We start from the raw sequence: 25,315 nt of genomic DNA, 5'->3' as shown, positions 1-25,315 counted from the left end.
GGCCCGGCAGCCTCGCCGCGCGGCGAGCGCGAAACGAGGCCGCGTGGACGCCGCCCCGGCGCTACGCCCTCCGCCGCCTCCACCACAGCGCCGCCGCCCCGAGCAGCGCCCCCCAGAGCCCCGCGCCCGCGCCGCCGTCGCCGCCGCGCCGCGCCGCGCTCTCCGGCACCGCGCACGCGCAGCCGCCGCCCAGCCGCAGCAGCACCGGCTCCTCCGGCGGCGGCCCGGCGCAGATCTCGGCGGTGAGCGGGCGCGCGGCCCTCCACTGCCCGCCTTGCTCGAGCGGCGTCTCGAGGTTGCCCGTGTTCCGGTTGTCGTGGTGGACGCTCTCCCAGGCGACGGTCGCGTCCTCCGTCGCCTCGGTGTGCCAGGCGTAGAGCCAGCCGTCGCGGGTGCCCACCACGACCTCGAGCGACCCGTCGCCGTCGAGATCGCCCACCGCGGGCGTCGTCGCGATCGACTGCCCCGTGAACTTCGGGAACCCGGGCGGCTCGCGGCCGCACCCGTCGAACGCGTGGAGGAAGTAGCCGCTCGATCCGGTCAGCACCTCGGGGTAGCCGTCCCCGTTCAGGTCGACGACCGCCTGGCTGTTCCAGAGCGCGTGATCCTCGAGCACGAACGGCGCGCTCGGCAGCATCGCGCCCGAGCTGCCGCTCCAGACGGCGAGCAGGTGGGCCCCGGGCGGCCCCGGCGCGCGCTCGCCCGCGAGGCCCAGCAGGACCGCCTCGGAGCCGCCCGACGCGATGACGTCGGGCGTGCCGTCCTGATCGACGTCGCCGAGCGACGGGTGCGAGAGCAGCGGCAGCATCCCCTGCGCGCCGGCGGCGGCCGAGAGCGGGCCGAAGGCCGGGTCGAGCCCGGCCTGCGGGCCACCCTGCGACGGCGGCAGCGCGCCAGCGGGCGGCGAAAGCAGATCCTCCTGCGCGCCGGGCGAGGCCGGGAGCACGAGCGGCAGCGCGCCGCTGCCGTGGACGACGCCCGCGAGCGCGCCGCCGAACCGCCCGATCGCGCCCGAGGCCGTGATCCCCTCGACGGCGAGCGCGGCCAGCGAGCGAGACGCCAGCGTGACGGGCCACCCCGCGAGCACCGGCCCGGGCGGCGGCGCGTCCTCGCCGCGCGCGTCGAGTACGTAGACGGCCCCGGCCTGGCCGTCCGCGCCGAGCCGCTCGCTCGATCCGACGAGCAGGTCCGGCCGCCCGTCGCCGTTGAAGTCGGCGACCGCGGGCGTCGCGAGCAGGCGGCTCCGCGCCGGCTCCTTCGCGAGCGGGCCCTCGTAGTGCACCTCCACCGGCCAGCCGCGGAGCGCCTCGCCGCGCGCGTCGAACGCGTAGACCTTGCCGTCGAAGGCGGCCTGGATGACGTCGAGCCGGCCGTCCCCGTCGAGGTCCGCGAGGACCGGCGAGGCCAGCGCGCCCCGCGCGGCGCGCGCGGCGCTGCACGGCGCCGCCGTCGGCGCGCCGGGATCGACCGGCGTGCCGGGGGTGAAGGAGCAGCGGGCGACCTCCGGCAGGCGCTTCGGCCAGCCGTCCTTGAGCTCGCCGAGCGCGTCGATGACGTAGATCTTCCCGGGCCAGGTGGAGAACACGATCTCCGGCGCGCCGTCGCCGTCCAGATCCCCGATCGCGGGCGCGCTCAGGATCGGCTCGCGGCCTAGCTTCGGCTCCACCCCGGCGCTCGAGTACGCGGCGGCGCCGAGGTAGCTCGGCGCGCTCGGGCCCGCCGCGGGATCGTCGTCCAGGCCGCCGATCCGGTCCGTCAGGAAGGGGAACTGCTCCCGCGGCATCGGCCCCTCCAGCGTCACCTCGAGGACGTGCAGCGCGCCGCCGGCGCTCGGGTAGATGAGCTCGCGGAGGCCGTCGCCGTCGAGGTCCGCGAGCTTCGGGCTGCCCTCGCCGCTGTCGCCGATGTGCAAGGGGAAGCCGAAGACCAGCGTCGGATCGCCGTCGACGACGTAATACGTGCGCCGCGCCTCGCCTCGCACCTCGCCGATGTCGCCCCCGTAGTGGGCGGTCGCGCGGATGCGCACCGTGATCGCGCGATCGTTCTCGCCGCGGGGGCTGTCGGCGTCGCGCACGTGGGCCGTGTCGATGGTGCGCACGTCGAGCGAGGCGATCGGGCCGTCGTTGCCGATGGTGATCGCCGAGTCGACGTTCGCCTCCCCCCGGATCAGCCGGAAGTCCTCGTCGCGCGGGGCTGCGCCGGGCGCCCACTCGACCGCGTAATCGAAGGCGCTCGCCCGCTTCGCCGAGACGGTGCCCTCGATGCGGATCGGCCCCTGGACCTGATCCTTGTAGAGGACCTTGAACCACCGCGGCGACGTGATGTCGACCGAGGGCGGGATGCGCCGGCGCGCGATCGCCTCCGCGGCGCGGCTCGCGTTGACGCGCCCGAAGCCGAAGCGCTGGTCGAACCCCGGCTGCGACCACCGGAACGGCGAGCCCGCCTCCCGCGACTCCGGCACGGAGATGTCGTCCGCGCTCGCGACGAGCAGGCCCCGCATCTCCCCGGGCGACAGGACCACGCCCTTCTCGAGGGCCAGGGAGTAGAGCAGCCCGGCGACGCCGGCGACCCCGGCGGCCGCCTCGCTCGCGCAGCCGGGGCTCGACCCGGAGAGCAGGCTCTGGCCGCCGAAGCTCGAGCACGGCGCCGCGTCGATGAACGTGGTCGACGCCGTGACGCTCTCGCCGTCGTGGCGGACGGCGCCGACGGGCAGCGTGTGGTTGTTGATCGCGAGCGCGCCGTGGTGCCGCGAGCTCACGTTGCCCACCGACGTCACGACCAGCGTCCCCTCGCGGTGGGCGTAGTCGAGCGCCTCCTGGAGGAAGCTCGTGTTGTCGACCGCGCTCACCGGGCATTGCACGACGGCGGCGTCCGCGTCGGCCGCGTAGAGGATCGCCTTGGCGACGTTTTGCGCGTCGGCGACGTGGCTGTCGCCGACGCGCAGCGGGATGAACCTGCACCTCGGGCACACGCCCGCGCCGCCGACCTGGTTGTTCGTCTGCGCCGCCGCGGTCTTCGCGCCCTCGGTGCCGTGGCCGCTCCGGGTGTCGTCGGACGGGTCGTTGTCGTCGTCGACGAAGTCCCAGCCCGCGATGTCGTCGACGTAGCCGTTCCGGTCGTCGTCGATCCCGTCCGAGAAGAGGAGGATGAGGTCGCCCGCGTCGAGCCGCCCGTTCCTGTTCTTGTCGCCCGCGGGCCGCGCGTCCGGGGCCCCCCCGGACGACAGCGCCGGCGTGTCCTTGTAGTCCGCGACGGTGAGGATCCCGTCGCCGTTGCAGTCGAAGCCGGCGAGCGCGCCCTCGCCGCCGCAGGGCTCGCCGCCCGCGCGTGTCGGCTTGTGCTGCGCGAGCTCCCCGTGGTTGATCCACGCCTTCTCGAGCAGGTCCACCTCGCCCCAGAGAATGCCGGAGTCGGTGACGGCGATCCTGACGTCCGGGTCCCCCTGGGTGAGCCGCCAGGCGAGATCGATCGACATGCCGGCGGCCGACTCCTCCGGGCGGGGGCGGACGCTCCCGCTCGGGGTGGGCAGGAAGGAGTAATGGATCCACTGCCCGCTCTGCGTCGCCGAGTAGCCGTAGGCGGGATCGTTCGGCCAGTTCGCGGGGTCTGCCATGTCCGCCGCGCTGGCGGACATGGGCGGCGGCCAGCCGCCGGAGGCGTCGGACGGGACGAGCGCGCCCATCGCGGCGCCGCCGAGCGCTCCCAGGACACCAAGCGAAGAAAAGCGAGCACAGCGCATGGCGTGACCCTACCATCGGTCGCCGCGCGCGCGGGCGCCGCGGCTCCTCAGCAGGAACCCGACCGCGAGCGGCGGAGCCCGACCGCAGGCGGCGGAACCCCGACCGCGGGCGGCGCCTGCGCTCAGGGCTGGCAGAGCGGCGGGGTCGGGTACTCGTCGCAGTAGGCCGGGTCGTCCGGGGGGCCGATGCGGAGCACGACGTCCTGCGACGCGAGGCGGGGTCGCCGGCCGCAGATGTCGGCGGACGGCGCGGCCTCGGACGGCGCGCACACGCCGGCCTCGTTGGGCACGGTCCAGGCCTGGCCGGTGCCGTAGAGGAGGTTGAGCGCGTAGCGCCCCTCGGGCAGGCAGCCGTACGTTATCTTGATCGCGGTCCCGAACTGCGCCGACAGCGCCTTCTCGACCCCCTCCACGTCCCGCGCGGGGAGGATGTCCCTGCCGCCCTTGTCCGTCTTGTGGCTGAGCACCAGGACCCCGCCCCGCTCCGGCTCGGTCGGCCGCAGGCAGAGCGCCGCCGGCCGGACGCCGATGAGCGCGCTCTCCCGCGGCTCGTTCAGCGGCTCCGGCCCGAGCAAGGCCGTCGTCAGCAGATCGTCGTAGATCGTGAGCCCCTGGAGGATGACCGCGGGCGCGGCCTGGCTGGCCAGCCCGGCGTCGCCGCCCAGCTTCGAGAACACCGAGATCGGGAAGAGCGCCGGGATCAGCGCCGAGTCGAGGACGTGGTCCTCGCCGTCGATCGCTCCGTCGCCGTTCACGTCCTGCCGCGCGTACACGAGCACCGGCGCGGCCTCGCCGCCCACCGGCAGCGACAGCGGGGGCTTCGCCGCGCGCGCGACCTCGGCCTCGGGCAGCCCGGCGGCGAGCCGCAGGCGCAGGAGCGACGCCTCCGTCCCGCCGGGGTTCGCCGGGTTGAACGTGTCCAGCTGGAAGTCGGCGGCCATGACCACCTCCTCGGGGCGCTCCGTGGTGCCGGACGGCGCGAGCAGCTCCGCGACGTGGAAGATCGGCCGCTCCAGCGGGAGCGGCGCGCCGAGCGCGACCGCGATCCCGCTGACGCGCGCCCCCGTCTCCGGGATGGCGCCCCCGCCGCCCGACGGCAGCGCGATCGCGCGGTAACGCGGGGCGGCGCCGGCGAGCACCTCGGCCGCGTTCTCGATCGCGCCGCCGGCCACGTCGCCCTGGGTCGGCAGGTTGGTGATGCCGAACGTCGGGTCGAAATCTCCGTCGTAATCGTAAAAGCCGCGGACCTGGTAGGTGCCAGCGGGCAGCGGCGACAACATCCAGGTGGCGCTCACGGTCACGTGCGGGTCGTCCGGCCCGGGGCAGCCATCCGAGGCCAGATCGAGCGCGGCGCCCAGGCCTCCGAACAGCTCGTCGCCGGGGATCACGTCGATGCTCGCGGCCGACGTGCCGAGCCCCTCCGGCGGGGGCAGGAGGCGCGTGTCGAAGCCGAGCACGATGGCGGCGCCGACGACGTGGCCGCCCTTCGTGCAGGGCCGCGGGCCGGTGTACGTCACCGTGCCGTCGAGCACCCCGGCGGGGCCGCTCTGCGCGGGCAGCGGGATGGAGACGTCCACCTCCTCGCAGCCCGGGAGGGCCGCGACGAGCGCGCCGAGCAGGAGCAGGCCGGTGCGGGGGCTGGGTCCGAGCATGGAGGTGCCTAGAGTGAGTACCTGAAGAATCCCATGAAGCGCCGGCCGATGTGGTTGCCGAACGGGTGCATCTGGAGCGGCTGCTCGCCGAGCCCGTCGAGGGCGTTGAACACGGTCGCGGAGATCTCGGCGCGGTCCTTCAGGAACCGGTAGCCGAGGCGCGCGTTGAGCAGCGTGTACGCGGGCAGCGGGTAGATGTTCGTGGCGATCACGGTCCCCGCCGGGACCTGCTCGGCCCACTGCTGCGCGGACTGGTAGTGGAACGTGATCTCGCCGTCGACGCCGATGGGCGTGCGGACCTGGACGCCCGCGTTCACCTTGTGCTGGCTCGTGCGTTTGTCCTCGAGGGCGCTGCACCCGCCGGGGCGCTGCTGCTCGGAGAGGTTGAGCGCGTAGTTCGCGAACAGGTCGAGCCCCTCGACGGGGTAGAGCCGGCCGCCGAGCTCGCCGCCGACCACGTGGTAGACGTCGCACTGGTTCTCGAAGCCGCCGAAGCCGGAGGTGTAGCGCCCCGTCTCCGGGTTCAGCCCGCCGAGCCCCTCCGCGCGCTGCGAGAGGGTCGTGGGCTGCGGCTCCGCGAGCACGATGAGGTTGCTCACGCGGTTGTAGTACGCGGTGACCTCGAACTCGAAGTAGTCGCTCTGCTGGTTCAGGTAGCTCGCCTCGGCGGTGATGATCTGCTCCGGATCGAGGATGAAATCGGAGCGGACCGGCGCGCGCGTGGTCGAGAGGAGCTCGACGCCGGGCAGCGCGAGCTGGATCGGCAGATCGACGTACGCCTCGAGGGCCGTGGGCGAGCGGAAGGCCGTGGAGCCGGAGACGCGGATCGCCTGGCGCGGCGTCGGCTTGAAGATGAACGAGCCGCGCGGCGACGGGATGAGCCGCTCCAGGTAAGGCACGTAGTCGAGCCGCCCCGACGCGACGATGGTGAAGCGCTCGCCGAGCCGCATCGAGTCCTGGAGGAACACCGACGCGTGGTTCTCGATCGGCGTGTCGTCGTCGAGGTAGCTCCACTCGGTCGCCTTGAGCCGGTAGCCGAGGCCGATGTGGAAGTCGTGCGCGACGGGCGCGGGCGCCCGCAGCGACTTCACGAACTCGAGCTCCGCGTTCACGATGTGCTGCAGCGGCCGCCCCGCGTACAGGGTGTGCCCGAGGTACGCGGCGTTCAGCTGCGAGGCCCCGTCGAGGAGCGAGTAGTACGTCCGCGCGTTGAGGTTCTCGCTGAGGTACGCGACCGCGACGTCCGCGTTCGTGACCTCCAGGTTGTAGTCGTTGAACGGCCCGATGCCGTAGATGTCGAGCTCGCTCCGCGCGTAGCCGGCGCCCACCTCGAGCTCGCGGCGCGGGCCGAGCCGCTGCGAGGCGCGCAGGTCGATGCGGACGTTCTGCGCGCCGAGGTCCTGGTCCTGGCCGCTCGTCTCGAGGTCGATGCGGTCGTCCGCGACCTCGCGCGTCCAGCGGGGGTAGCGGGTGTAGCCCGCGGACAGCCGGTACGCGAAGTCGCCTTCCCGCGCGGAGGCCCACACCGAGCCGTAGCCCTGCTGGTGATCGCCGTAGCCGGCGCGGAAGCCGCTCTTCCCGGCGCCGGGCTCGATCGTGATGATGTTGACGATCCCGGCGAAGGCGTCGGCGCCGTAGAGCGCGGAGCCGGGGCCGCGCACCACCTCGATGCGCTCGATCTGATCCACGTCGATCGAGAGCGCCTCCCAGAACGTCGAGCCGAGCACGTCGTTCTTGACGGTGCGCCCGTTCACGAGGACGAGGAGCTTGTTCGCGAGGCGGCTGTTGAAGCCGCGCATCGAGACGTTCTCGTCGCCGCCCGTGATCTGCATGACGTCCATGCCCGCCACGCGCCGGAGCAGCTCCGGGATGCGCGTCATCCCCGAGAGCCGGATGTCCTGGCGGGTCACGATGGTCGTCGAGTTCGGGGAGTCGAGCGGGCTCTGGGCGCCGCGCGACGCGGTGACGACGGTCTCCTGATAGACGTCCTCGGTGCGGGCCGCGCCGACGATCCTCGACGTCTCGCCCGCCGCGCCTCGGCCCGGCGCCGGCCGCGCCGCCGCGGCGCCCGCGCCCGGCGCGGCGGGCGGCGCCCCGGCGGGCTGCGCGGGCGCCTCGCCCGGCGCGGGCTGCGCCGGCGCGGGCTGCGCGGCGGGCGCCGGCGGCGGCTGCGGCTCCGGGGCGGTCGCGGCGCGCTGCGCGGCGAGGCGCTGCTCCAGCTGCTCGAGGATCCGCGCGACCTGCTCCCGGTCCGGGGGATCGCTCGCGAGGTACTCGCGGTAGCTGGCGATCGCCTGCTCGATGTTGCCGGCCTCGGCGTGCGCGCGCGCGATGTTGAAGACGACGTTCGGGTGCGGGAGGATCTCGTTCGCCTTCTGGAGCTGCTTGATCCCCTCGTCGAACTGCTTCTGGGCGATGAGGTCCATGCCCGCCCGGAAGTGGAGGCGCGCCTCGGTGCGGGCGTCGGCGCGCGCGCCGCGCGCGGCGGCGATCGCGGCGACCAGGACGGCGCACGCGGAGAGCCTCCGCGCGCGGACGCCGCCCGCGCGGCCGCGCGTCGAGGCGAGCGCCGGGGCGGCGCCCTCATGGCCCTGCGAGCAAGAATCGGGAGACGACATGAGTTCGCCCTGTCCTCAGCGGGGCCGGGGAGCGCTCGCGCGCCCGTCAGTAAGGATTGCTCTTGTACGGATCTGGCTTGTAGGCGCTCGATCGGGGTCGGATCGGGGTCGCGGCGGGCGCGGTCGCGGCCGGGTCGAGCTTCGCCCGCACCTTCTCCTCGGCGCCGGAGACGCGCACCGTCGCCGCCTTGAACCCCTTCTTCTCGAAGACGAGCTCGTGCTCCGACGCGGGCTCGGCCGCGGCGCCCCGCCAGGTGATCTCGCACGGCGTCTCGGCGCAGAGCTCCTTGTTGCCCTCCCGGACCGCCGCGCCGGGCGGCGCGCTCTCGATCCGCAGCGCGCGCGGCGTGGCGGCCGCTGCGGTCGGGGCCGGGGCCGTCGTCGCCGCTGGCGGCGTGGTCGCCGCGCTCGGCTCGCCCTTCGCCGCGCTCGCCGGCTGCGCGGGCTCGGGCCGCGACGCCACCACGGCGGCGACGCCGACCCCCGCCGCGAGCACCGCGGCGATCGCCCACGGGGCGAGCCTCCGCCCCGGGCTCGCGCCGGACGCGAGCGTGGCGAGCTCCTCCGGGGACGGCGCCGGGCGAGGCCCCATGGAGTCGGTGATCGAGGGGGTGACGAAGACGGGCGGCGACGGCTGCTGGAGCGTGGTCTCGGTGCCGAGCGGGCCCGTGTAGGTGACCGCCGTGCTGGCGGGCGGCGACGAGCTCGGCGACGAGATGCCCGGGATGTCGCCCGTCGTCGAGAGCGACGGCATCGACGAGCGGTGGCCCGCGGCGCCCGGGCCGGCGAGCACGGGGAGGCTGTCGCCGGCCCCGCGTGTGGCCACGCCGCCCTCGGTGAGCTTGAGCGCGGCGACGAGCTCGTTCATCGACGAGAAGCGCAGCGCCGGATCCTTCTCGAGGCAGCGGTAGACGATCGCCGCCATCGCCGGCGAGACGGCGAGGCGCGGGTTGTACGTCTGCATGGGCGGGACCTGATCGCTCACGTGCGACATCAACGTCCCGACGCTCGCGCCCTTGTCGAAGGGCACGTGCCCCGAGAGCATCTCGTACATCATCACGCCGAGCGCGTAGATGTCGGTGCGCCCCGAGACGCCGCCGTTCGTGATCTGCTCGGGCGCCATGTACTTCGGCGAGCCCATGAACAGGCCCTGCTGCGTGAGGTCCTCGCCGCTCTCGGTGTCCTTGACGAGCCCGAAGTCGAGCACCTTCACGTGGTCGTGCTCGTCCTCGTGGTCGACGAGCAGCACGTTGCCCGGCTTGAGGTCGCGGTGCACGACGCCGAGCCCGTGCGCTTCGCGGAGCGACCGGCCGATCTGGCGGGCGATGTGCGCGGTGCGCGCCTCGGAGAACGGCCCTTCCTCGCGGAGCACGCGGTGGAGGGTCTTCCCCTCGATGTACTCCATCGCGATGTAATAGATATCGTCGTCGGTGTGGCCGTAATCGAACACGGTGACCGTGTTCGGGTGCGAGAGCTTCGCCGCGGTCGACGCCTCGAGGAAGAAGCGCCGGTGGAACTCGGGATCGTGGTCGCCGTCGTACTTGGGGCTCAGCACCTTGAGCGCGCAGATACGGCCGAGCGGCGCCTGCTCCGCCCTGTAGACCTTCCCCATGCCGCCGCGCGCGATGACGCTGACGACCTTGAAGCGGCCGTTGATGACACGCCCTAGCAGCGGATCAGGCGCGGCAGACCTCGACGGCCTCGAACCGCCGGTTACCTCTCGCTGTCGGCCATCAGGCATGTCGTGCCTCTCCTCGGGCAGCGGAGGAGGTGAAGATTGGACACACAGCAGCCGCCTCGCATGCAGTGTGACTGAGGCAGCTCTGATGTGTCAATCTGCCGTGCCGCTGCACGCGGATGAAATGCGTGGAGCACGGTGCGGTGCGCTGCTGTCCGGACGGCCGGCACGGAGAGGGTGAACGCACGCACGGCACGTGCGCTGGCATCCAGAGCGCTCAGACGCCTGCCCGTGTATCGGAGCGAGGCGTTCCACCGGCACCGGACCGGTTGGATCGTCCACACTGGAGCTCGTGCGGACATCGTTCCGGTGTGATGCCAGCGTGATGTCGGCGGGGCTCATGGACGGAGTCGCGGGCGGGTCACCCGTGCTGCGGCGCCGTGAACGCGTGGGAGAGCCGCATCGGAGAGCGGCTCAGCAGCGGGCGGCGACCAGTTCAGCAGCGGGCAGCGACCGGCTCAGCGGCGGGCGGCGACCGGCTCAGCGGCGGGCGGCGACCGGCTCAGCGGCGGGCGGCGACCGGCTCAGCGGCGGGCGGCGACCGGCTCAGCGGCGGGCGGCGACCGCGAACAGGAACCCTCCGTTCGGAAGCGGGCCCCCGATCCAGAGGTGGTTCTTCTCGTCCGCCAGGAGGGAGATCGACGTGCCGGGCGTCGCGAGCTCGATGAAGGTGCGGGGCTCACCGTCGGTCTGCACGCGGCCGCCGTCTGCGCTGTACGGGACCGCGACCGCAGCGAGGGGCTCGTACGGCGTGCTACTGGCCGGCTGGAAGACGAGGAGGCCGGGCGCGCTCCCCTCGGGCGCGATGGCGGCGAGGCCTGTGCCCACGCCCGGCAGGGTGAAGAGGGCGTCGCCCTCCGCGGGCCCGGCGCCGCGCGCGATCGCGGCGGCCGCGAAGCCGCGCGCCTGCTGCGCTCCGTCCGAGGAGGGGAGCACGGCGAACACGTTGCCGCGGAGGTCGGCGGCGACGGGGCCGGAGTTGTCGCCCCACGCCGCGACCGCCGCGGGCGCCGCGCAGCTCGAGTCCCCCTCCGGCAGCAGCCGCGCGTCCTGCCCCGCCGCGCCGCACGTGTCCGCGGCGTAGAGGCCGTTCGGGCCCGCGGCGGGATCGCCGAGCGGCGAGAGCCCCGTGTGGAGGAAGCGCCCCTCGACGGCCGCGGCCGCGAAGAGGCCGTTCACCTCGTAGCGCGCCGCGACCGCCGCGCGCTCGTCGAGCAGGAGGAGCTCCCCGAGCGTGTCGGGGAACGCGCTGGTCCACGAGATCGCGGTCCACCCGAAGAAGGGCAGGTCCAGCGCCTGCCCGCCGAGGAACGCGCCCTCCGGGATGTCGACGTCGACCGCCGAGCGCGCCGCGGCGAGCTCTCCGCCCGCCCCGCCCGGCGGCGTCAACCGCACGATCTCGACCGCGCCCTGCGCGTCGCTCCGCACGAGCATCGGCCCGCCGTGCCGGCCCCACGTCAACGACGCGTAGCCGAGCGCCTCGTCCGTCGTGTGGACGGCGACGGCGCACCACCCGGGATCGACCAGCGAGAAGAGCGCCTCGTGGGATCGCGCGTCGACGCAGCCGGCGCTCGAGCCCCCACCGCCGCCGCCGTCTCCGTTCGCCGACGCCCCCGCGCCGCCGTCTCCATCGTCGCCGCAGCCCTGCACGAGCGCCGCCGCCGCGCAGAGCGCCGCCGCGACGAGGTCCTTCCTCCCCTGATGACTCCAGCCGTACCAGCGCATCGCTGCCTCCGAGGATCCGCGGCGCTGCGGTCCGACGATCACGCACGCCGGCTCCGGGCTCCGCGCCTGCGGCGGAGCCTCGGCTGCTGCCGCGGCTTCGCCGGCTCGCTGGCCCGGCGCGCGGCGTGGCCCGAACGCCGGGCCAGCGAGCCCGCCGGCGGGCCGGCGGACTCGCGTAAACAAATCGGCGGCCATCGTCAAGAGATCCCGGCAGCCCGGACGTCCGGAGGGGCGATCTCGGCCCAAACCAGCGGGACGGCGGCCGGCATGGTGCGGTGTCCTGCAGGTCCCCCCGAAGGACCGTTGCGATCCACGTTCAGATGGACGACGCTGTGCGCCGCAGCCGGTGCCGGGCACGCTCCGGTTCGTGCTCCTTTTATCCACCGCGGGCCGTGACCAAGACACCCCCTCCTCCCATTACTGCCGGAACGGTCATCAACGATCGTTACGACATCCGTCAGAGCCTCGGTAAGGGCGGCATGGGCGAGGTCTTCCTAGCCTTCGATCGCTCGACGCAGCAGACCGTGGCGCTCAAGGTGGTCCGCGAGGAGTCGCGCATGCCCGGCGACGACGAGGCGCTCCGCCAGGAGCTGCTCCTCGCGCGCTCGGTGGGCCACCCGAACGTCTGCCGGGTGCACGACCTCGCGCCGAGCCCCTGGGGCCCCATCCTCGTGATGGAGCAGATCCCCGGGCAGACGCTCCACACGCACATCCGCAAGCGCAAGGCCCAGGGCGGCTACTCGGCGGACGAGTTCCGCAAGATCGCGAGCGAGGTCTGCAACGGCCTCGCGGCGATCCACGCGCAGGGCCTCGTGCACGGCGATCTGAAGCCGGGCAACGTGATGGTCTCCGAGGGGCGCGCGGTGATCCTCGACTTCGGCTTCGCCCAGGAGCGCGCGCGCGCCTCGGCGCGCCGCCCGGGCGCGCCGCCCGACGGCGGCACGCCGAACTACATGTCCCCCGAGCGGCTGCGCAACGGCGGCGCGAGCCCCGAGGACGACGTGTACGCGATGGCGCTCACGCTCTGGGAGATGTGGACCTGCCGCGTCCCCGAGCCCGGCTACAAGCCGCGGCTCAAGACGATGAAGCAGCAGATCATGTTCGACGTGCCGGCGGGCCTGTCGATCGACGAGGTGCGGCAGATCTTCCGCGGCCTCAACGAGGACCCGTCGATGCGGCCGCAGGCGCGGCACATGCGCTTCTTCAACCCGTCGCAGCTTACGACGAGCCCGATCCAGCTGCCGCGCGAGCGCCTCGATCCGGGCCCGCCGCCGGGCGGCGCGCTCAAGCTGAACTTCACCCCCGGGGCGCAGTCGCTGCTCGTGACGTACGCGACGAACGCGCCCGAGATCGTCGGGTCGCTGCTCCCGCTGCACGACACGAAGCTCGCGCTCGGCCGGCGCAGCGATCAGAGCCTGTGCGTGCCCGAGGCGACCGTCTCGGGGGCGCACGCGATCCTGAAGTGGCAGACGGGCTCGTGGCTCATCGAGGATCAGGGCAGCACGAACGGCACGTACGCGGACTTCAACTACGAGCGCAAGACGCAGGTCTCGCTGCTGCACGGCGGGGAGGTGCAGGTCGGCGAGTGCCGGATGAAGCTCGTGACGTTCGGCCCCGACTCGCCGCAGCACCGGCGCGCGAAGCAGTACCTCGCGAAGCGCGACGGCCTCACCGGCCTGCTCGTGCGCGAGCACCTGATGAAGGCGATCGACGAGGACGGCCTGTTCGCCGACTGGGCCGAGGTGCCGATGCAGGTCGCGCGCTACGAGCTGCGCGGCCCGAACCGCCAGGTCAGCGAGCGCCCGACCATCCTGGAGATGCTCGCGCTGCGCAAGGCGGCGCAGCGGGTGATCGATCTGACCGAGATGCTCCTGCTCAGCCTGACGCCGGCCGTCGCGGGCCGCACGGGGCCGCTCAAGTTCGTTGTCTCGATCGTGGGGCCGAGCATCGACGAGGCGCGCCACGTGGTCGAGCAGGTGGTCGCGCAGGTGCAGGGGATGCTCCCCGAGACGCTCGAGCTCGGCGCGACGCTGGTGAAGGGCGAGCCCGGGCGCCCTGCGCGGACGCTCATCGACTGAACCCGAACGCGCCCGATGAACAGCCGGCCTCCGTTCCCGTCCAGCCCGCCGTCTCAACCCTCGCCGTACCGTTACCTCGGTCGCGGCGGCGGCGAGCGCCCGGTGCGGCTCCAGATCATCATCGCGCTCGTCGCGGGGCTCATCCTCGTCGCGGTGCCGCTCTACCTCTGGCGCCGCCCCAAGCCGGAGCCGATCCCGTCCGCGGACGCCGCGATGGCGGACGCCGGCGCCTACGCCGCGGACGCGGGGGCGCTCGCCGACGCCGGGCCCGAGCTGCCCGCGGGCGTCACGCTCTCGCCGTTCACCACGATCAAGTGCGAGAACCCCGGCCCGGGCACCACGCCGCCCGAGCGGTGCGATCACGTCACCTTCTTCGAGGACGCCCTGTCGCGCGCGATCCGCGACAACGTCCCGTGCGCCCCCACCAGCAAGGAGACCACCACGGTCAGCTTCGTCCTTGAGATGGACTTCCGGCGCAAGCGGACGAACCTCTACGCCGGCAAGTCGACGACGAAGGCGATCCGCGGGAAGACGAAGGAGCTGATCCGCTGCGTGCGGCGCGCGATGCCGACGCCCGACTGGGGGACGATCCCGCACCAGTACGTGAAGTACCGGATCAACGTCATGGCGACGTACCCTCCCACCGAGTCCTTCTGAGGCGCGCGGCCCGTGCGTAGCGCGTCGACCGCGAGGGTGCGCTTCGCGATCGCGCTCGCGCTGGCGATCGCCGCGCCGTCCGGCGCGAGCCCGGCGCGCGCCCAGCAGCACGCGTCGGCGGCGCCGCCCGAGCCTCGCCGCCACGAGGGCTACTCGAGCTACGAGAGCGCCACGATCGATCGCGCCCTCGCGCGCCTCGGCGCCACGCTGGAGCCCGCCCCCGAGGGCAAGCTCGTCGAGGCGATCGACGTCGTCCCGCTCGAGGTGATCGAGGATCGCGACCCCGCGCCGGCGTTCCTGAACTGGTTCCACGCGCTCTCGCGGCCGCACGTCATCCGGCGCGAGGTGCTGCTCGCCCCGGGGCGGCCGTACGCGCAGGCGCTCGCCGACGAGTCGGCGCGCAACCTGCGCGACCTGAGCCAGCTGTCGCTGGTCCTCGTCCTCGCGCTGCGGGGCAGCGCGCCGGACCGGGTGCGGGTCGCGGTCGTCACCAAGGACGTCTGGAGCCTCCGCCTCAACTCGAACTACCGCATCGCCGGCGGCCAGCTCGAGTACCTGTTCCTGCAGCCCGCCGAGCAGAACCTGCTCGGCACCCACCACGCCGTCGCGGCGCAGCTCGAGCTCGATCCCGGCGCGCTCTCGCTCGGCGGCATCTACTCGATGCCGCGCATCGGGGGCAGCCACGTGCGGCTGCGGGCCGAGGTGAACGCGATCCTCGGCCGGGAGAGCGGCGAGCTCGAGGGCTCCACCGGCGCGTTCGTCTACGGGCAGCCGCTCTACGCGACCGAGGCGGAGTGGGCCTGGGAGACCCAGATCGGCTGGCGCAACGAGGTGACCCGCCGCTTCGTCGGCACGAAGCTCGCCGCGTTCGACGCGGAGGCGACGCCGGGGGACGACCAGATCCCGTACACCTACCGGAGCGACCTCCTCGTCGGCAGCTACCTCCTCACCCGCAGCTTCGGCGGGCGGGGCGCGGGCGCCGGCCGGGGCGTCGCGGCGGCGGCCTCCCGCGGCGTGAAGCACGACCTCTCGGTGGGCATCGAGGCGAGCCGCAAGGTCTACCGCAAGGACGGGATCCCGGGCGTGGCTCCGGCCGCGCTCGCGGAGTTCGAGCGCGTGGAGATGCCGGTGAGCGACGTCCGCATCGCGCCGATCTTCAAGTACGCCACGTACGCGACGGGCTTCTTGCGGACGCTCGACGTCAACACGCTCGCGCTGCAGGAGGACTACCGGCTGGGCCACGACGTTGCGATCCGGATCTACCCGGTCACGACCGCGCTCAACTCGTCCCGCGATTTCCTCGGGATCGCCGCCGCCGCGGCGTACACCGTCCCGCTCGGCGACGGCCTCGCGCGCGTCGTGGTCGAGAGCGTCACGGAGCTCGAGCGCTCCCGCATCTCCGACGCCTCGATCGAGGCGCGCGCGCGCGTGCACACGCCGAGCTTCGGCCTCGGGCGGCTGGTGCTCGACGTGCGGCTGCTCGATCGCTACCGGAACTACCTGAACCAGAGGTCGGTGCTCGGCGGCGACACGCGGCTCCGCGGGTACCCCACGCGGGCGTTCATCGGCGAGGACGTGTTCTCGGCGAACCTCGAGCTCCGGACACGCCCCGTGGAGGTCTGGTCGTGCCAGCTCGCGGGGGCGGCCTTCGCCGACGCGGGCGACGCCTTCGACGGCTACGACGACTTCGCCGTGAAGACGTCGGCCGGCTTCGGGGTGCGCCTCCTCTTCCCGCAGCTCAACCGCGTCGTCATGCGCGCCGACTGGGGCTTCCCGCTGACGCGCGGCTACCGGGAGCCCGACGCGTTGCCCGGCGACATCGTCGTCACGTTCAGTCAGGCCTTCCCGATGCCTCCTGCGGACGAGTAGGCGCGCGCGTCCCGCGCGGCGGGGTCGGCGCCTCCTCTGCCGGCGCGCCCCTCGCGCTCGCCTGGGCCACGTCGGCCACCCTCGCCCGGTGGACCGAGAACACCTCCCGGAGGGCGGCCGGCACCGCTTCCCGGTCGAGCGCCGCGAGCGTTTCCTTCGCCGGTCTGCCCGCGAGCAGCGCGTGCCAGGCCTGCTCCAGCGCGCGCCGCAGGCGGACGGCATCGTCCATCGGCGGCTCCGGTCGCTTGCCCTGCCCGGCGCCGCCCGCGCCGGGCCCGCCCGCGCGCGCCTCGTGGAACGCGCGCGCCGCGCCGCTCCGGTGCGTGTAGCGGCCGCCCTCGAAGCCGGCGACGTCGACGAGATCCGGCCGGATGGGATCGCCCTCGTCGACGGGCACCTGGCCGGCGAGCTCCAGCGACCCATCGCGGTCGACGTCGAGCGCGAACCGCGGCGGCACGGCGAGCTCGACGGTGTACCGGGCGGCGCCGAGCGGCTGCACGGCCCAGACCTCCAGCTCCCCCGCCTCGTTTCTGAGCACCACGTCCGGCGCGCCGTCGCGGTTGAGGTCGGTCCCGGAGCGGAACAGCCCGAGCTGCTGCGCCGCGTCCGCGTCGGGGCCGGGCAGGAGCGACGGCACGAGCTCGGTGGCCTGGCTGCGGTCCACGCGCCCGCTCTCGAGCGGCCCTGCGGCCATGACCACGCCGCGGGGCGTGGCCACACGGACCGCCGAGGTGCGGCGCCCGAGCGCGTCGGTCCCGCGGTACCTGCGCACCACCACCTCGCCGCCGCCGCGAGGTAGCGCCCCGCGGAGCTCGACCTCGAGCGAGAGCCCGAGCTCGGCCGCCTCCACGTCGATCGCGCCGAGGTGCGCGTCGAGGTCGGGCGGCGCCACGTACACGGAGAGGGGCGGCCTGCGGGCGGCGCCCCAGGGGGAGACCTGGTGATCGCTGGCGCAGGAGAGGACCAGAACGCCCACCGTCAGCGCGAGCTTTTCTGTTACGGTTCCGGTCCGCATGCGCCTGCTAGTCGCCGACAAAATGGATCTCGCGGCCCTGGAGGAGCTCAAGGTGCTCGGGATCCAGATCGAGTCCCGGCCGGAGCTTACCAAAGACACGCTGCCTGCGGCCCTGGATGGGATCGGCATCCTCGTCGTCCGCTCCACGGAGGTCACGGCGAAGGCGATCGAGGCCGGGCGGCAGCTCAACCTGATCGTCAGGGCGGGCGTCGGCGTGAGCACGATCGACGTCGCGGCGGCGAGCGCGCGCGGCATCTACGTGGCGAACTGTCCTGGCAAGAACGCGACCGCGGTCGCGGAGCTCACGATGGCGTTCATCCTCGCGCTCGATCGCCGGCTGGTCGACGCGACGACGGACCTCCGGTCCGGGCGCTGGGAGAAGACGAGGTACTCGGCGGCCCGGGGCCTGTTCGGCCGGCGGATCGGCATCGCGGGGCTCGGCGCGATCGGCCGCGAGGTGCTGCTGCGGGCCCGCGCGTTCGGGCTCGAGCCGCACGTCTGGTCGCGCTCGCTGACGCCGGCGCGCGCCGCCAAGCTGGATGTCGGCTACGCCCGGACGCTGGAGGAGCTGGCCTCCCGCTCGGACGTCTTCACGGTGCACCTGACGTCCACCCCGCAGACCCGCGGCATCATCGGCCGACGGGTCCTGGAGGCGCTGCCCGACGGCGCCATCGTCGTGAACGCCGCGCGCCCCGAGGTGATGGACTTCGGCGCGCTCGAGGAGCTCGTCCCGCGCAAGGGGCTGCGGGTCGGCCTCGACGTCTTCGCCGGCGAGCCGGACAAGGAGGTGGGGGCTGTCGCCTCGCGCCTGCTCGGGCGAGGGGTCGTCTACGGGACGCCGCACATCGGCGCGCAGACGGAGCAGGCCCAGCGCGCCATCGCCCTGGAGACGGCCCGGATCATCCGCTCCTTCATGACGGAGGAGGACCTGCCCAACGTGGTCAACATCTGCGCGACGTCGCCCGCCCGCTACGCGGTCGTCGTCCGGATGATGGACAAGGTCGGCGTCCTCGCGAACACGCTGAGCGTCATGAAACGGCATGGGATCAACATCGAGGAGATCTCGAATACCGTCTTCGAGGGGGCCACTGCGACGTGCACGAAGATGCGGGTCTCCGGCCGGCCGAGCGAGGCCTGCCTCAAGGAGATCGCGGCCTTCGAGGAGGTCCTGCACGTGGATATCGTCGCGCTGCCGAACCTGGCGTAAGGCGGCTCGCGCGATCCGTCGCCGCGCGCCGCGGGCTCGGGCCCTTGCGGAGAGGTCGCCCCGGCTGGAGGAACTCCCGGCTCCCGGGATGCTCGGCGCTGGGCGGGACGCGCGCGGGGGGGCCCGTATCCCCCCTTGCATGAGGGCCCGCATTCGACTAGGTTGTCCGCCGACAACTAGGCGGATCCGCGAGCCGGGTTCCCAGTTAGGGAATCGGCTCTTTTTTTTTGGCGCAGGGGCGTCGGGCAGCGTCGCTCGGGGTCCATGGCGCCGAAGACCCCGGATCCGCCAACGGTGACGACCCTCACATGCCGCAACCGATGGAGTCTTCGACCAGGTCCACCTTTGATCTCGGGCGTGTCCGCGACGCGATCGCGCCGGTGCTCGCCTCGCACGGGGTCGTGCTCGTCGATCTGGAGTGGACCACGGAGCGGGCGGGCTGGACGCTGCGGCTGACGATCGAGCGCGAGGGCACGGCGGACGCTGGCGGCGGCGTCACGCTGGAGGACTGCGCCGATGTCTCGCGCGACGTCTCCTCGGTCCTCGACGTGGAGGACTTGATTGCCCATCATTACAACCTCGAGGTCAGCTCTCCGGGCCTCGATCGGCGGCTGCGAACTCCTGCGGAGTTCGCCCGCTTCCTCGGTCGGATCGCGAAGGTGAAGCTGTCTCGCCCGGCGCCGGACGGCCAGCGGCTGCTCCGGGGAGAGCTCCTCGAGGCGCCGGAGGGGCAGGTCGCGGTCTCGGTCGACGGCAAGCGGATCGAGGTCCCGTTCTCGGATGTCGTGGAGGCGCGCCTCGTCTTCGAGCTCACGCCTCAGCCCAAGCCCAAGAAGCGGCAGCAGCGGCAGGGCAAGGACGCCGCCACGGAGTCGGAGCCGCCTCCGCGGCCTGGCTCAAAGCGGAGCGAGCGCGGCTCCGAGAAGCGCAAGTAGAGAGAAGAAAGATCAGGAGACAGGGACGTCATGGCAACGATGGCAGCGATGCCGACCTCGGAGACGAGCCTCGGCAGCATCCTCGATCAGGTCGCGAAGGAGAAGGGGATCGACAAGAAGATCCTTGTCGAGACGATCGAAGCCGCGATCTTGAAGGCGGCGCAGAGCGTCTTCGGCCCGACCCGCGAGCTCGAGGCGCGCTTCAACGAGGACACCGGGCAGATCGACCTCTTCCAGTACATGACCGTGGTCGAGGCCGTGACCGAGCCGGAGCGCGAGATCTCCATCGCTGACGTGGACAAGCTCAAGCTCGACGCGACCCTGGGCGAGGAGCTCGGCTTCCAGGTCTTCTGGCGCCCCGAGGACGCGGAGAAGGCGCGCGATCAGGACAAGGAGTACGGCGACATCCTGAAGCTGAAGCACGGCCGCACGACCTTCGGGCGCATCGCCGCGCAGACGGCGAAGCAGGTCCTGCTCCAGCGCGTCCGCGACGCCGAGCGCGATCTCATCTTCAACGAGTACAAGGATCGCAAGGGCGAGCTCATCCGCGGCATCGTGCGGCGGTTCGAGAAGGGCAACAACATCATCGTCGACATCGGCCGCACCGAGGGCGTGCTCACGTTCCGCGAGCAGACCCCGCGCGAGACGTACCGGCCGGGGGATCGCATCGTCGCCTACGTGAAGGACATCGATCGCGAGGCGCGCGGCCCGCAGGTGATCCTCTCCCGCTCCGATCCGCGGCTCGTCGAGAAGCTGTTCGAGGCGGAGGTGCCCGAGATCTACGAGGGCATCGTGCGGATCGTGTCGGTCGCCCGCGAACCCGGCGCCCGCTCGAAGATCGCGGTGACGAGCCGCGACGCGGACGTCGATCCGGTGGGCGCGTGCGTCGGCATGAAGGGGTCGCGCGTGCAGGCCGTGGTCCAGGAGCTCCGCGGCGAGAAGATCGACATCGTGCCGTTCGACCGGGATCCGGCGCGCTACGTCATCGCCGCCATCCAGCCGGCCGAGGTGCACAAGGTGATCGTCGACGAGGCGGACGGGCGCATGGAGCTCGTGGTCCCGGACGAGAAGCTGTCGCTCGCGATCGGGCGCAAGGGCCAGAACGTGCGCCTCGCCGCGCAGCTGACCAACTGGAAGCTCGACATCATCAGCGAGACCAAGTTCAAGCAGATGGAGGAGGAGGCGATCTCCGCCCTCCAGCAGATCGACGGCGTGACGGAGCAGATCGCCAAGTCCATGTACCGGCTCGGCTTCCGCGCCCTCGAGGAGGTGAGCGAGGCGTCGGTCGAGGAGCTCGCGGCGATCCCTGGCCTCGGCGGCGCCGAGGTCGCCGAGCGGATCAAGTCGCAGTCGGACACGACGATGGAGCGGCTCCGGCAGGAGCGCATCCGCTCCGCGAGCTCGCGCACCGAGCCGCTCACCGACCGCGAGCGCCTCCTGTTCATCCGCGGCGTCGGCGACCGGACGGTGGTCCTCCTGGAGGAGGCCGGCTACCGCAGCGTGGAGGATCTGCTGCGCGAGGACGAGGATCGCCTGGCGATCCGCACCGGCCTCGGCATCAAGAAGGCGCGCGCGATCAAGCAGGGCGCGCGAGAGTTCGTGGAGAGCGAGCAGAAGGTGCTCGACGCGGCGCGGGCGGATGTCCGCCGCGCGGCGGAGGCGAGGCACGCCTAGCGCGAGGGGTGAGAGGATCGAGGATGGATTCAGAGGCGAGCAGACAGAACGGCACGGGTGAGCGCGAGCCCTCGGAGAGGGGTCGGGCGCGCACGTGTGTCGGTTGCGGGGAGCGCGTCGATGTCGGCGACGCCCGCGGCGCCCGCTCGCTCGTCCGTCTCATCCTCGGTCCCGGCGGCGTGATCGCGGTCGATCCGGGGGACGGCGGGTTCGGTCGGGGCGCGCACGTCCATCCGCGGAAGGAGTGCCTCGCGGGCGCGGTCGCCCGGGGCCTCGCCCGCTCCGCGAAGGGGCGCGTCCACACGATCGTGGGCCCTCTGGCCGAAGGCGCCGCGGAGCGCGCCGGCGACGACGCCGCGCAGGGCGCGGAGCCGCTCACGACCGCCTCGCTGGCGCGCGCCATCCGCGCGGCGATGGAGCGGCGGCTCGAGGGGCTGATCCGCTCCGCGGTCCGCTCCCAGAGCGCGGCGATCGGGGCCGATGCGGTCGCCGGGGCGTGCGCGCGGGGCGAGGCTGCGCTCGTCCTGGTCGCGTGCGACGCGGCGGCCGGAGCCGAGCTGCCGGAGGTGCGGCGGGCGGTCGCCGAGGGGCGCGCCGTCGCGTGGGGGAGCAAGCAGGCGCTCGGCGCGCTGGCCGGCGGCCCCCGGGAGCGCGGGGTCGCCGTGATGGCGATCTCCTCGGCGTCGATCGCGGACGCCGTCGCGCGCGCGGTCCACATCGTGGACACCTGCGGGCGCGTGGAGCGGGGCGAGGACGCCGCGGAGGCAGGGGGGCGCGGCAGCGCCGGCGCCGGTCGAAGAGGGCGCCCGGCGCGCAACGCGCCCGCTCCTTCGGCGGAGGTGGCCGGCAGCCCGGAGCCGACGAGGACGGCGCCTGGCCGTGGCGGCCAGGAGCCTCGCCGTCGACCCGAGCGGGCAGGGGCGAACGCCGGGCCTTCGAAGCGCGGCCCTCGCCCGGCGCCCGAGGCGGCCGCGGGACAACCTGGCAGCCCGGAGGGCGCGCCCGCGAGCCGCGCGGGACAGCCGGCACCGACGGGCGGCGCCGGTCGGCTTCTTGCAGCTGCTCCGGAGACCGGGAACGGCGGCGCGGTCGGGGGCAGGTGGGCGGAGTCCGGTTCTGCCGGACGCGCCTCGACGGTGGACAGAGTGGCCGCAAATCGTCGCCCGCGTGGATGGGTGAGGCGGATTGGTTAACGTGGAGCGAGGTGCATGAGCAAAGTCCGGGTCTACGAGGTCGCCAAGCAGCTCAACATGGACCAGAAGACGCTGGTCGCGCTCTTCCAGTCCATGGGTATAGGCGACGTGCGCAATCACATGAGCGCCGTCGAGTCCGACGTCGTCGAGCGGGTCAAGCGGCACCTCGAGCGGCAGAAGTCGCCTGAGGTGGTGGAAGAGCGGATCCGCCCGACGGTGGTGAAGCGCCGCGCGCGGCCCGGGGCCGAGCCCGAGCCTTCTTCGCCTGGCCGCGCGTCGGAGCCGGCCGAGGCGCCCGTGCGCGCCGCGCCGCCCCCGGAGGCGACACCCGCCCGGCCCGCAGCGCCGCCCGCATCGGTTTCTCCGCCGCCCGAGCGTGCTGCTCAGGAAGAAGCGCCGGTCCGCCGCCCCGCTCCGCCGCCGCCCGCCGCTCCCGTCGCAGCGCCTCCGGCGCCCGCCCCCGAGCCGCAGGTCGCTGCGAGCGCGCCCGCTCCCGCGCCTGCCGCGCCCAGCGCGCCTGCGCCCGCCGCGGCCGCGCCCGCCGCGCCGCCCGCTCCGGCTGCGCCGCCGCCTCCGGCGGCCGCCGCTCCCGCGCAGCCCGCGCCCGCCGCGGCCGCGCCCGCGGCGACGCCGGCGCCCGCAGTGACGCCGGCGCCAGCCCCGAGGGCGGCCTCGCCCGAGCCGGCGCCCGCCCCCGCGGCCGCAGCAGCGCCGCCTGTGGCCGCCGCTGCGCCCGCGCCTGCGGCGGCTGCGCCTGCCGCGGCGGCTGCACCTGCGGCGGCTGCGCCTGCCGCTGCGCCCGCGCCTGCCGCGGCGGCTGCACCTGCGGCGGCTGCACCTGCCGCTGCGCCCGCGCCCGCCGCTGCGCCCGCGAAGGCTGCCGCGCCTGCGGCGGCGCCGGCGAAGGCTGCGGCGCCCGCCCCTGCGGCGCCGGCCAAGCCCGCGGCGCCCGCCGCGCAAGCGCCCGCTGCGCCGGCGCAGGCTGCCTCGCGGCCCGCTCCGTCGACCGCCGCGCCTCAGCGGCCGTCGTCCGCGCCGTCGCCGCAGCCCTCGGCTCCGGCGGGCGCCGCGTCGCGCACGCCGACGTCACGGCCGACACAGCCGCCCGCGTCGACGCCTGCCGCGAAGCCGGAGGAGCCGGCCAACGCGCCGGCGCAGCCGCCGCGCCGCCCGTCCTCGCCGCCGAAGACCGGCATCGAGGTGTGGCAGGGGCGCCCTGGCGTCACGATGCCCGCCGCCCGCACCGGCACGCCGCAGCCGCGGCGCACCACCTACGATCCGCGCGCCAACGCCCAGCAGGCGCGCCCCGGTGGCCCCAGCTTCGGCCCTGGCGGCCGGCCGATGGGCGGCAGGAACGCTCGCCCCGGGCAGTTCGGGCGGCAGCGCCCGGGCGGCTCTCTCCCGCGCAAGCCGGTCCAGGTCTCCACGCAGGAGATGGCCTCGCACAAGAAGGTCATCAAGATCGAGGAGCAGGTCAGCCTCCAGCAGCTCGCCGCGAAGATGAGCCTGAAGGCGACGGACGTGCTCATGCGCCTCCTGTCGATGGGCATGACGGGCGTGAACATCAACAGCACGCTCGACGCCGACACCGCGAAGATCCTCGCCAGCGAGTTCGGCTGGAGCGTCGAGGACGTGGCCGTCAGCGAGCAGGACACGCTCACCGCGGCCATGCAGGCGGGGACCGACACCGACGAGGACGTCGAGATCCGTCCGCCGATCGTCACCGTCATGGGTCACGTCGACCACGGCAAGACGTCGCTGCTCGACCGGATCCGGAAGGCCACGGTCGCCGAGGGCGAGGCGGGCGGGATCACGCAGCACATCGGCGCCTACCGCGTCGAGACGCCGCGCGGCACGATCGCGTTCCTCGACACGCCGGGCCACGAGGCGTTTACGGCGATGCGCGCGCGCGGCGCCTCGCTCACGGACATCGTCATCCTGGTCGTCGCGGCCGACGACGGCGTCATGCCACAGACCAAGGAGGCGATCTCGCACGCCCAGGCGGCCAAGGTGCCGATCATCGTCGCGGTGAACAAGATCGACAAGCCGGGCGCGGATCCCGACAAGATCAAGCGCGACCTCGCCTCGCTCGGGCTGCAGCCCGAGGAGTGGGGCGGCGAGACGATGTTCAGCAGCGTGTCCGCGAAGACGGGCGTCGGCATCGACCAGCTCCTCGAGTCGGTCCTGCTGCTCGCCGAGGTGCAGGACCTCCGCGCCAACCCGAAGAAGCGGGCCAGCGGCACGGTCATCGAGGCGCTGCTCGATCGCGGCCGCGGTCCGGTCGCGCGCGTCATGGTCCAGGACGGCACGCTCCGCACGGGCGACATCGTCCTGGCCGGCAGCGCGTGGGGCAAGGTCCGGGCGATGACCGACGAGCTCGGGCGCTCCGTCGCCGAGGCCGGCCCGGCGACGCCCGTCGAGGTCCTCGGCCTGAACGAGGTGCCGAGCGCGGGTGATCCCGTCCACGCCGTCAAGGACGGGAAGACCGCGGAGGAGATCGCCGAGACCCGCCGCAAGAAGGCGTCGAAGACGCTGATCCCGCAGGACTCGCGCGTCTCGCTCGAGTCGATCACGAAGAACCTGCAAGAGGCGGATCAGCTCGAGCTCAAGCTGATCATCAAGGCCGACGTGCAGGGTTCGGTCGAGGCGATCATCCACGCGCTGGCGAAGCTCTCGACCGAGAAGGTGAAGGTCACCATCGTGAACGGCGCCGTCGGCGGCATCACCGAGGGCGACGTCAACCTGGCGGTCGCGTCGAAGGCGATCATCGTCGGCTTCAACGTGCGCCCGGCCGGCAAGGCGGGCGCGCTGGCCGAGAGCGAGGGCGTCGAGATCCGGCTCTACAACATCATCTACAACGCCGTGGACGACATCCGGAGCGCGATGGAGGGCCTGCTCCCCGCGACGAAGGTGGAGAAGGTCCTCGGCCGCGCGGAGGTCCGCCAGGTCTTCAAGATCACGAAGGCTGGCACGGTCGCCGGCTGCATGGCGGTGAGCGGCTCGGTCAAGCGCACCGCCGAGGCCCGCCTCATCCGCGACAACGTCGTCGTCTGGACGGGGCGCCTCTCGGGGCTGCGCCGCTTCAAGGACGACGTGCGCGAGGTGGTCGAGGGGTTCGAGTGCGGCATCTCGCTCGAGGGCTACTCGGACATCAAGGAGCGCGACATCATCGAGAGCTTCGAGATCGAAGAGATCAAGACGAAGCTCTGAGCCCG

The 25,315-nt window shown here is 73.5% G+C and carries 14 protein-coding genes; 8 read left to right on the top strand and 6 right to left on the bottom strand.

The window, feature by feature from the left end; all coding sequences use genetic code 11:
• Positions 1 to 61 precede the first annotated feature (61 nt).
• The 5 genes from WMF43_RS33130 to WMF43_RS33110 form a co-directional block, all read right to left on the bottom strand.
• Entirely contained in the window at positions 62 to 3,739 is a 3,678-nt protein-coding gene (locus WMF43_RS33130) for an FG-GAP-like repeat-containing protein (protein ID WP_437670916.1), read from the bottom strand.
• A gap of 122 nt (positions 3,740 to 3,861) precedes the next feature.
• A complete protein-coding gene (locus WMF43_RS33125; RefSeq protein ID WP_437670915.1) occupies positions 3,862 to 5,391 on the bottom strand; it encodes a hypothetical protein in 1,530 nt (509 codons plus the stop codon).
• 8 nt (positions 5,392 to 5,399) lie between these two features.
• Complete coding sequence (locus WMF43_RS33120) at positions 5,400 to 8,009, bottom strand: TonB-dependent receptor domain-containing protein (protein WP_437670914.1); 2,610 nt, start codon at positions 8,007 to 8,009, stop codon at positions 5,400 to 5,402.
• A gap of 46 nt (positions 8,010 to 8,055) precedes the next feature.
• Positions 8,056 to 9,750: a serine/threonine-protein kinase gene (locus WMF43_RS33115; RefSeq protein WP_437670913.1), complete on the bottom strand. Its 1,695-nt coding sequence runs from the start codon at positions 9,748 to 9,750 to the stop codon at positions 8,056 to 8,058.
• 543 nt (positions 9,751 to 10,293) lie between these two features.
• Positions 10,294 to 11,472 (bottom strand): hypothetical protein, encoded by a 1,179-nt coding sequence (locus WMF43_RS33110; protein ID WP_437670912.1) that lies wholly within the window; start codon positions 11,470 to 11,472, stop codon positions 10,294 to 10,296.
• 392 nt (positions 11,473 to 11,864) lie between these two features.
• Between WMF43_RS33110 and WMF43_RS33105 the strand changes: the two genes are divergently transcribed.
• From WMF43_RS33105 to WMF43_RS33095, 3 genes are read left to right on the top strand one after another with little or no spacing between them, the layout of a single operon-like run.
• Positions 11,865 to 13,550 carry an FHA domain-containing serine/threonine-protein kinase gene (locus WMF43_RS33105; RefSeq protein WP_104983971.1) on the top strand — a complete coding sequence of 562 codons (1,686 nt, stop codon included), beginning with the start codon at positions 11,865 to 11,867 and terminating at the stop codon, positions 13,548 to 13,550.
• 15 nt (positions 13,551 to 13,565) lie between these two features.
• Positions 13,566 to 14,207 (top strand): hypothetical protein, encoded by a 642-nt coding sequence (locus WMF43_RS33100; protein WP_437670911.1) that lies wholly within the window; start codon positions 13,566 to 13,568, stop codon positions 14,205 to 14,207.
• Positions 14,208 to 14,219: 12 nt separating this feature from the next.
• Positions 14,220 to 16,076 carry a hypothetical protein gene (locus WMF43_RS33095; RefSeq protein WP_437670910.1) on the top strand — a complete coding sequence of 619 codons (1,857 nt, stop codon included), beginning with the start codon at positions 14,220 to 14,222 and terminating at the stop codon, positions 16,074 to 16,076.
• Here WMF43_RS33095 and WMF43_RS33090 read toward each other — a convergent pair.
• Positions 16,039 to 17,091 (bottom strand): FG-GAP repeat domain-containing protein, encoded by a 1,053-nt coding sequence (locus WMF43_RS33090; protein WP_437670909.1) that lies wholly within the window; start codon positions 17,089 to 17,091, stop codon positions 16,039 to 16,041. The genes WMF43_RS33095 and WMF43_RS33090 overlap by 38 nt on opposite strands.
• On the opposite strand from WMF43_RS33090, the gene WMF43_RS33085 reads away from it, so the two are divergent.
• The 5 genes from WMF43_RS33085 to infB all read left to right on the top strand — a co-directional run bounded on the left by WMF43_RS33085 (position 17,090) and on the right by infB (position 25,310).
• Positions 17,090 to 18,298, top strand: a complete 1,209-nt coding sequence (locus tag WMF43_RS33085) for a phosphoglycerate dehydrogenase (protein ID WP_437670908.1) — start codon at positions 17,090 to 17,092, stop codon at positions 18,296 to 18,298. The genes WMF43_RS33090 and WMF43_RS33085 overlap by 2 nt on opposite strands.
• A 320-nt stretch (positions 18,299 to 18,618) precedes the next feature.
• Complete coding sequence (gene rimP, locus WMF43_RS33080; RefSeq protein ID WP_437670907.1) at positions 18,619 to 19,233, top strand: ribosome maturation factor RimP; 615 nt, start codon at positions 18,619 to 18,621, stop codon at positions 19,231 to 19,233.
• 30 nt (positions 19,234 to 19,263) lie between these two features.
• On the top strand, positions 19,264 to 20,907 hold the full coding sequence (gene nusA / locus WMF43_RS33075) for a transcription termination factor NusA (protein ID WP_104983967.1): 1,644 nt from the start codon (positions 19,264 to 19,266) through the stop codon (positions 20,905 to 20,907).
• Between the two features lie 23 nt (positions 20,908 to 20,930).
• Positions 20,931 to 22,100: a DUF448 domain-containing protein gene (locus WMF43_RS33070; RefSeq protein WP_437670906.1), complete on the top strand. Its 1,170-nt coding sequence runs from the start codon at positions 20,931 to 20,933 to the stop codon at positions 22,098 to 22,100.
• A gap of 15 nt (positions 22,101 to 22,115) precedes the next feature.
• On the top strand, positions 22,116 to 25,310 hold the full coding sequence (gene infB / locus WMF43_RS33065) for a translation initiation factor IF-2 (RefSeq protein WP_437670905.1): 3,195 nt from the start codon (positions 22,116 to 22,118) through the stop codon (positions 25,308 to 25,310).
• Positions 25,311 to 25,315 lie beyond the last annotated feature (5 nt).

Source organism: Sorangium sp. So ce131 (assembly GCF_051519095.1).
Lineage (GTDB): Bacteria > Myxococcota_A > Polyangia > Polyangiales > Polyangiaceae > Sorangium.
The sequence above is the reverse complement of the archived record's forward strand: the minus strand, read 5'-3'. Positions and strand labels throughout refer to the sequence as shown.

Coding starts and splice junctions, on each gene's coding strand:
- WMF43_RS33130 (WP_437670916.1), bottom strand. CDS start 3,739: ATGCGCTGTGCTCGCTTTTCTTCGCTTGGTGTCCTGGGAGCGCTCGGC.
- WMF43_RS33125 (WP_437670915.1), bottom strand. CDS start 5,391: ATGCTCGGACCCAGCCCCCGCACCGGCCTGCTCCTGCTCGGCGCGCTC.
- WMF43_RS33120 (WP_437670914.1), bottom strand. CDS start 8,009: ATGTCGTCTCCCGATTCTTGCTCGCAGGGCCATGAGGGCGCCGCCCCG.
- WMF43_RS33115 (WP_437670913.1), bottom strand. CDS start 9,750: ATGCCTGATGGCCGACAGCGAGAGGTAACCGGCGGTTCGAGGCCGTCG.
- WMF43_RS33110 (WP_437670912.1), bottom strand. CDS start 11,472: ATGCGCTGGTACGGCTGGAGTCATCAGGGGAGGAAGGACCTCGTCGCG.
- WMF43_RS33100 (WP_437670911.1), top strand. CDS start 13,566: ATGAACAGCCGGCCTCCGTTCCCGTCCAGCCCGCCGTCTCAACCCTCG.
- WMF43_RS33085 (WP_437670908.1), top strand. CDS start 17,090: ATGCGCCTGCTAGTCGCCGACAAAATGGATCTCGCGGCCCTGGAGGAG.
- WMF43_RS33090 (WP_437670909.1), bottom strand. CDS start 17,091: ATGCGGACCGGAACCGTAACAGAAAAGCTCGCGCTGACGGTGGGCGTT.
- rimP (WP_437670907.1), top strand. CDS start 18,619: ATGGAGTCTTCGACCAGGTCCACCTTTGATCTCGGGCGTGTCCGCGAC.
- nusA (WP_104983967.1), top strand. CDS start 19,264: ATGGCAACGATGGCAGCGATGCCGACCTCGGAGACGAGCCTCGGCAGC.
- WMF43_RS33070 (WP_437670906.1), top strand. CDS start 20,931: ATGGATTCAGAGGCGAGCAGACAGAACGGCACGGGTGAGCGCGAGCCC.
- infB (WP_437670905.1), top strand. CDS start 22,116: ATGAGCAAAGTCCGGGTCTACGAGGTCGCCAAGCAGCTCAACATGGAC.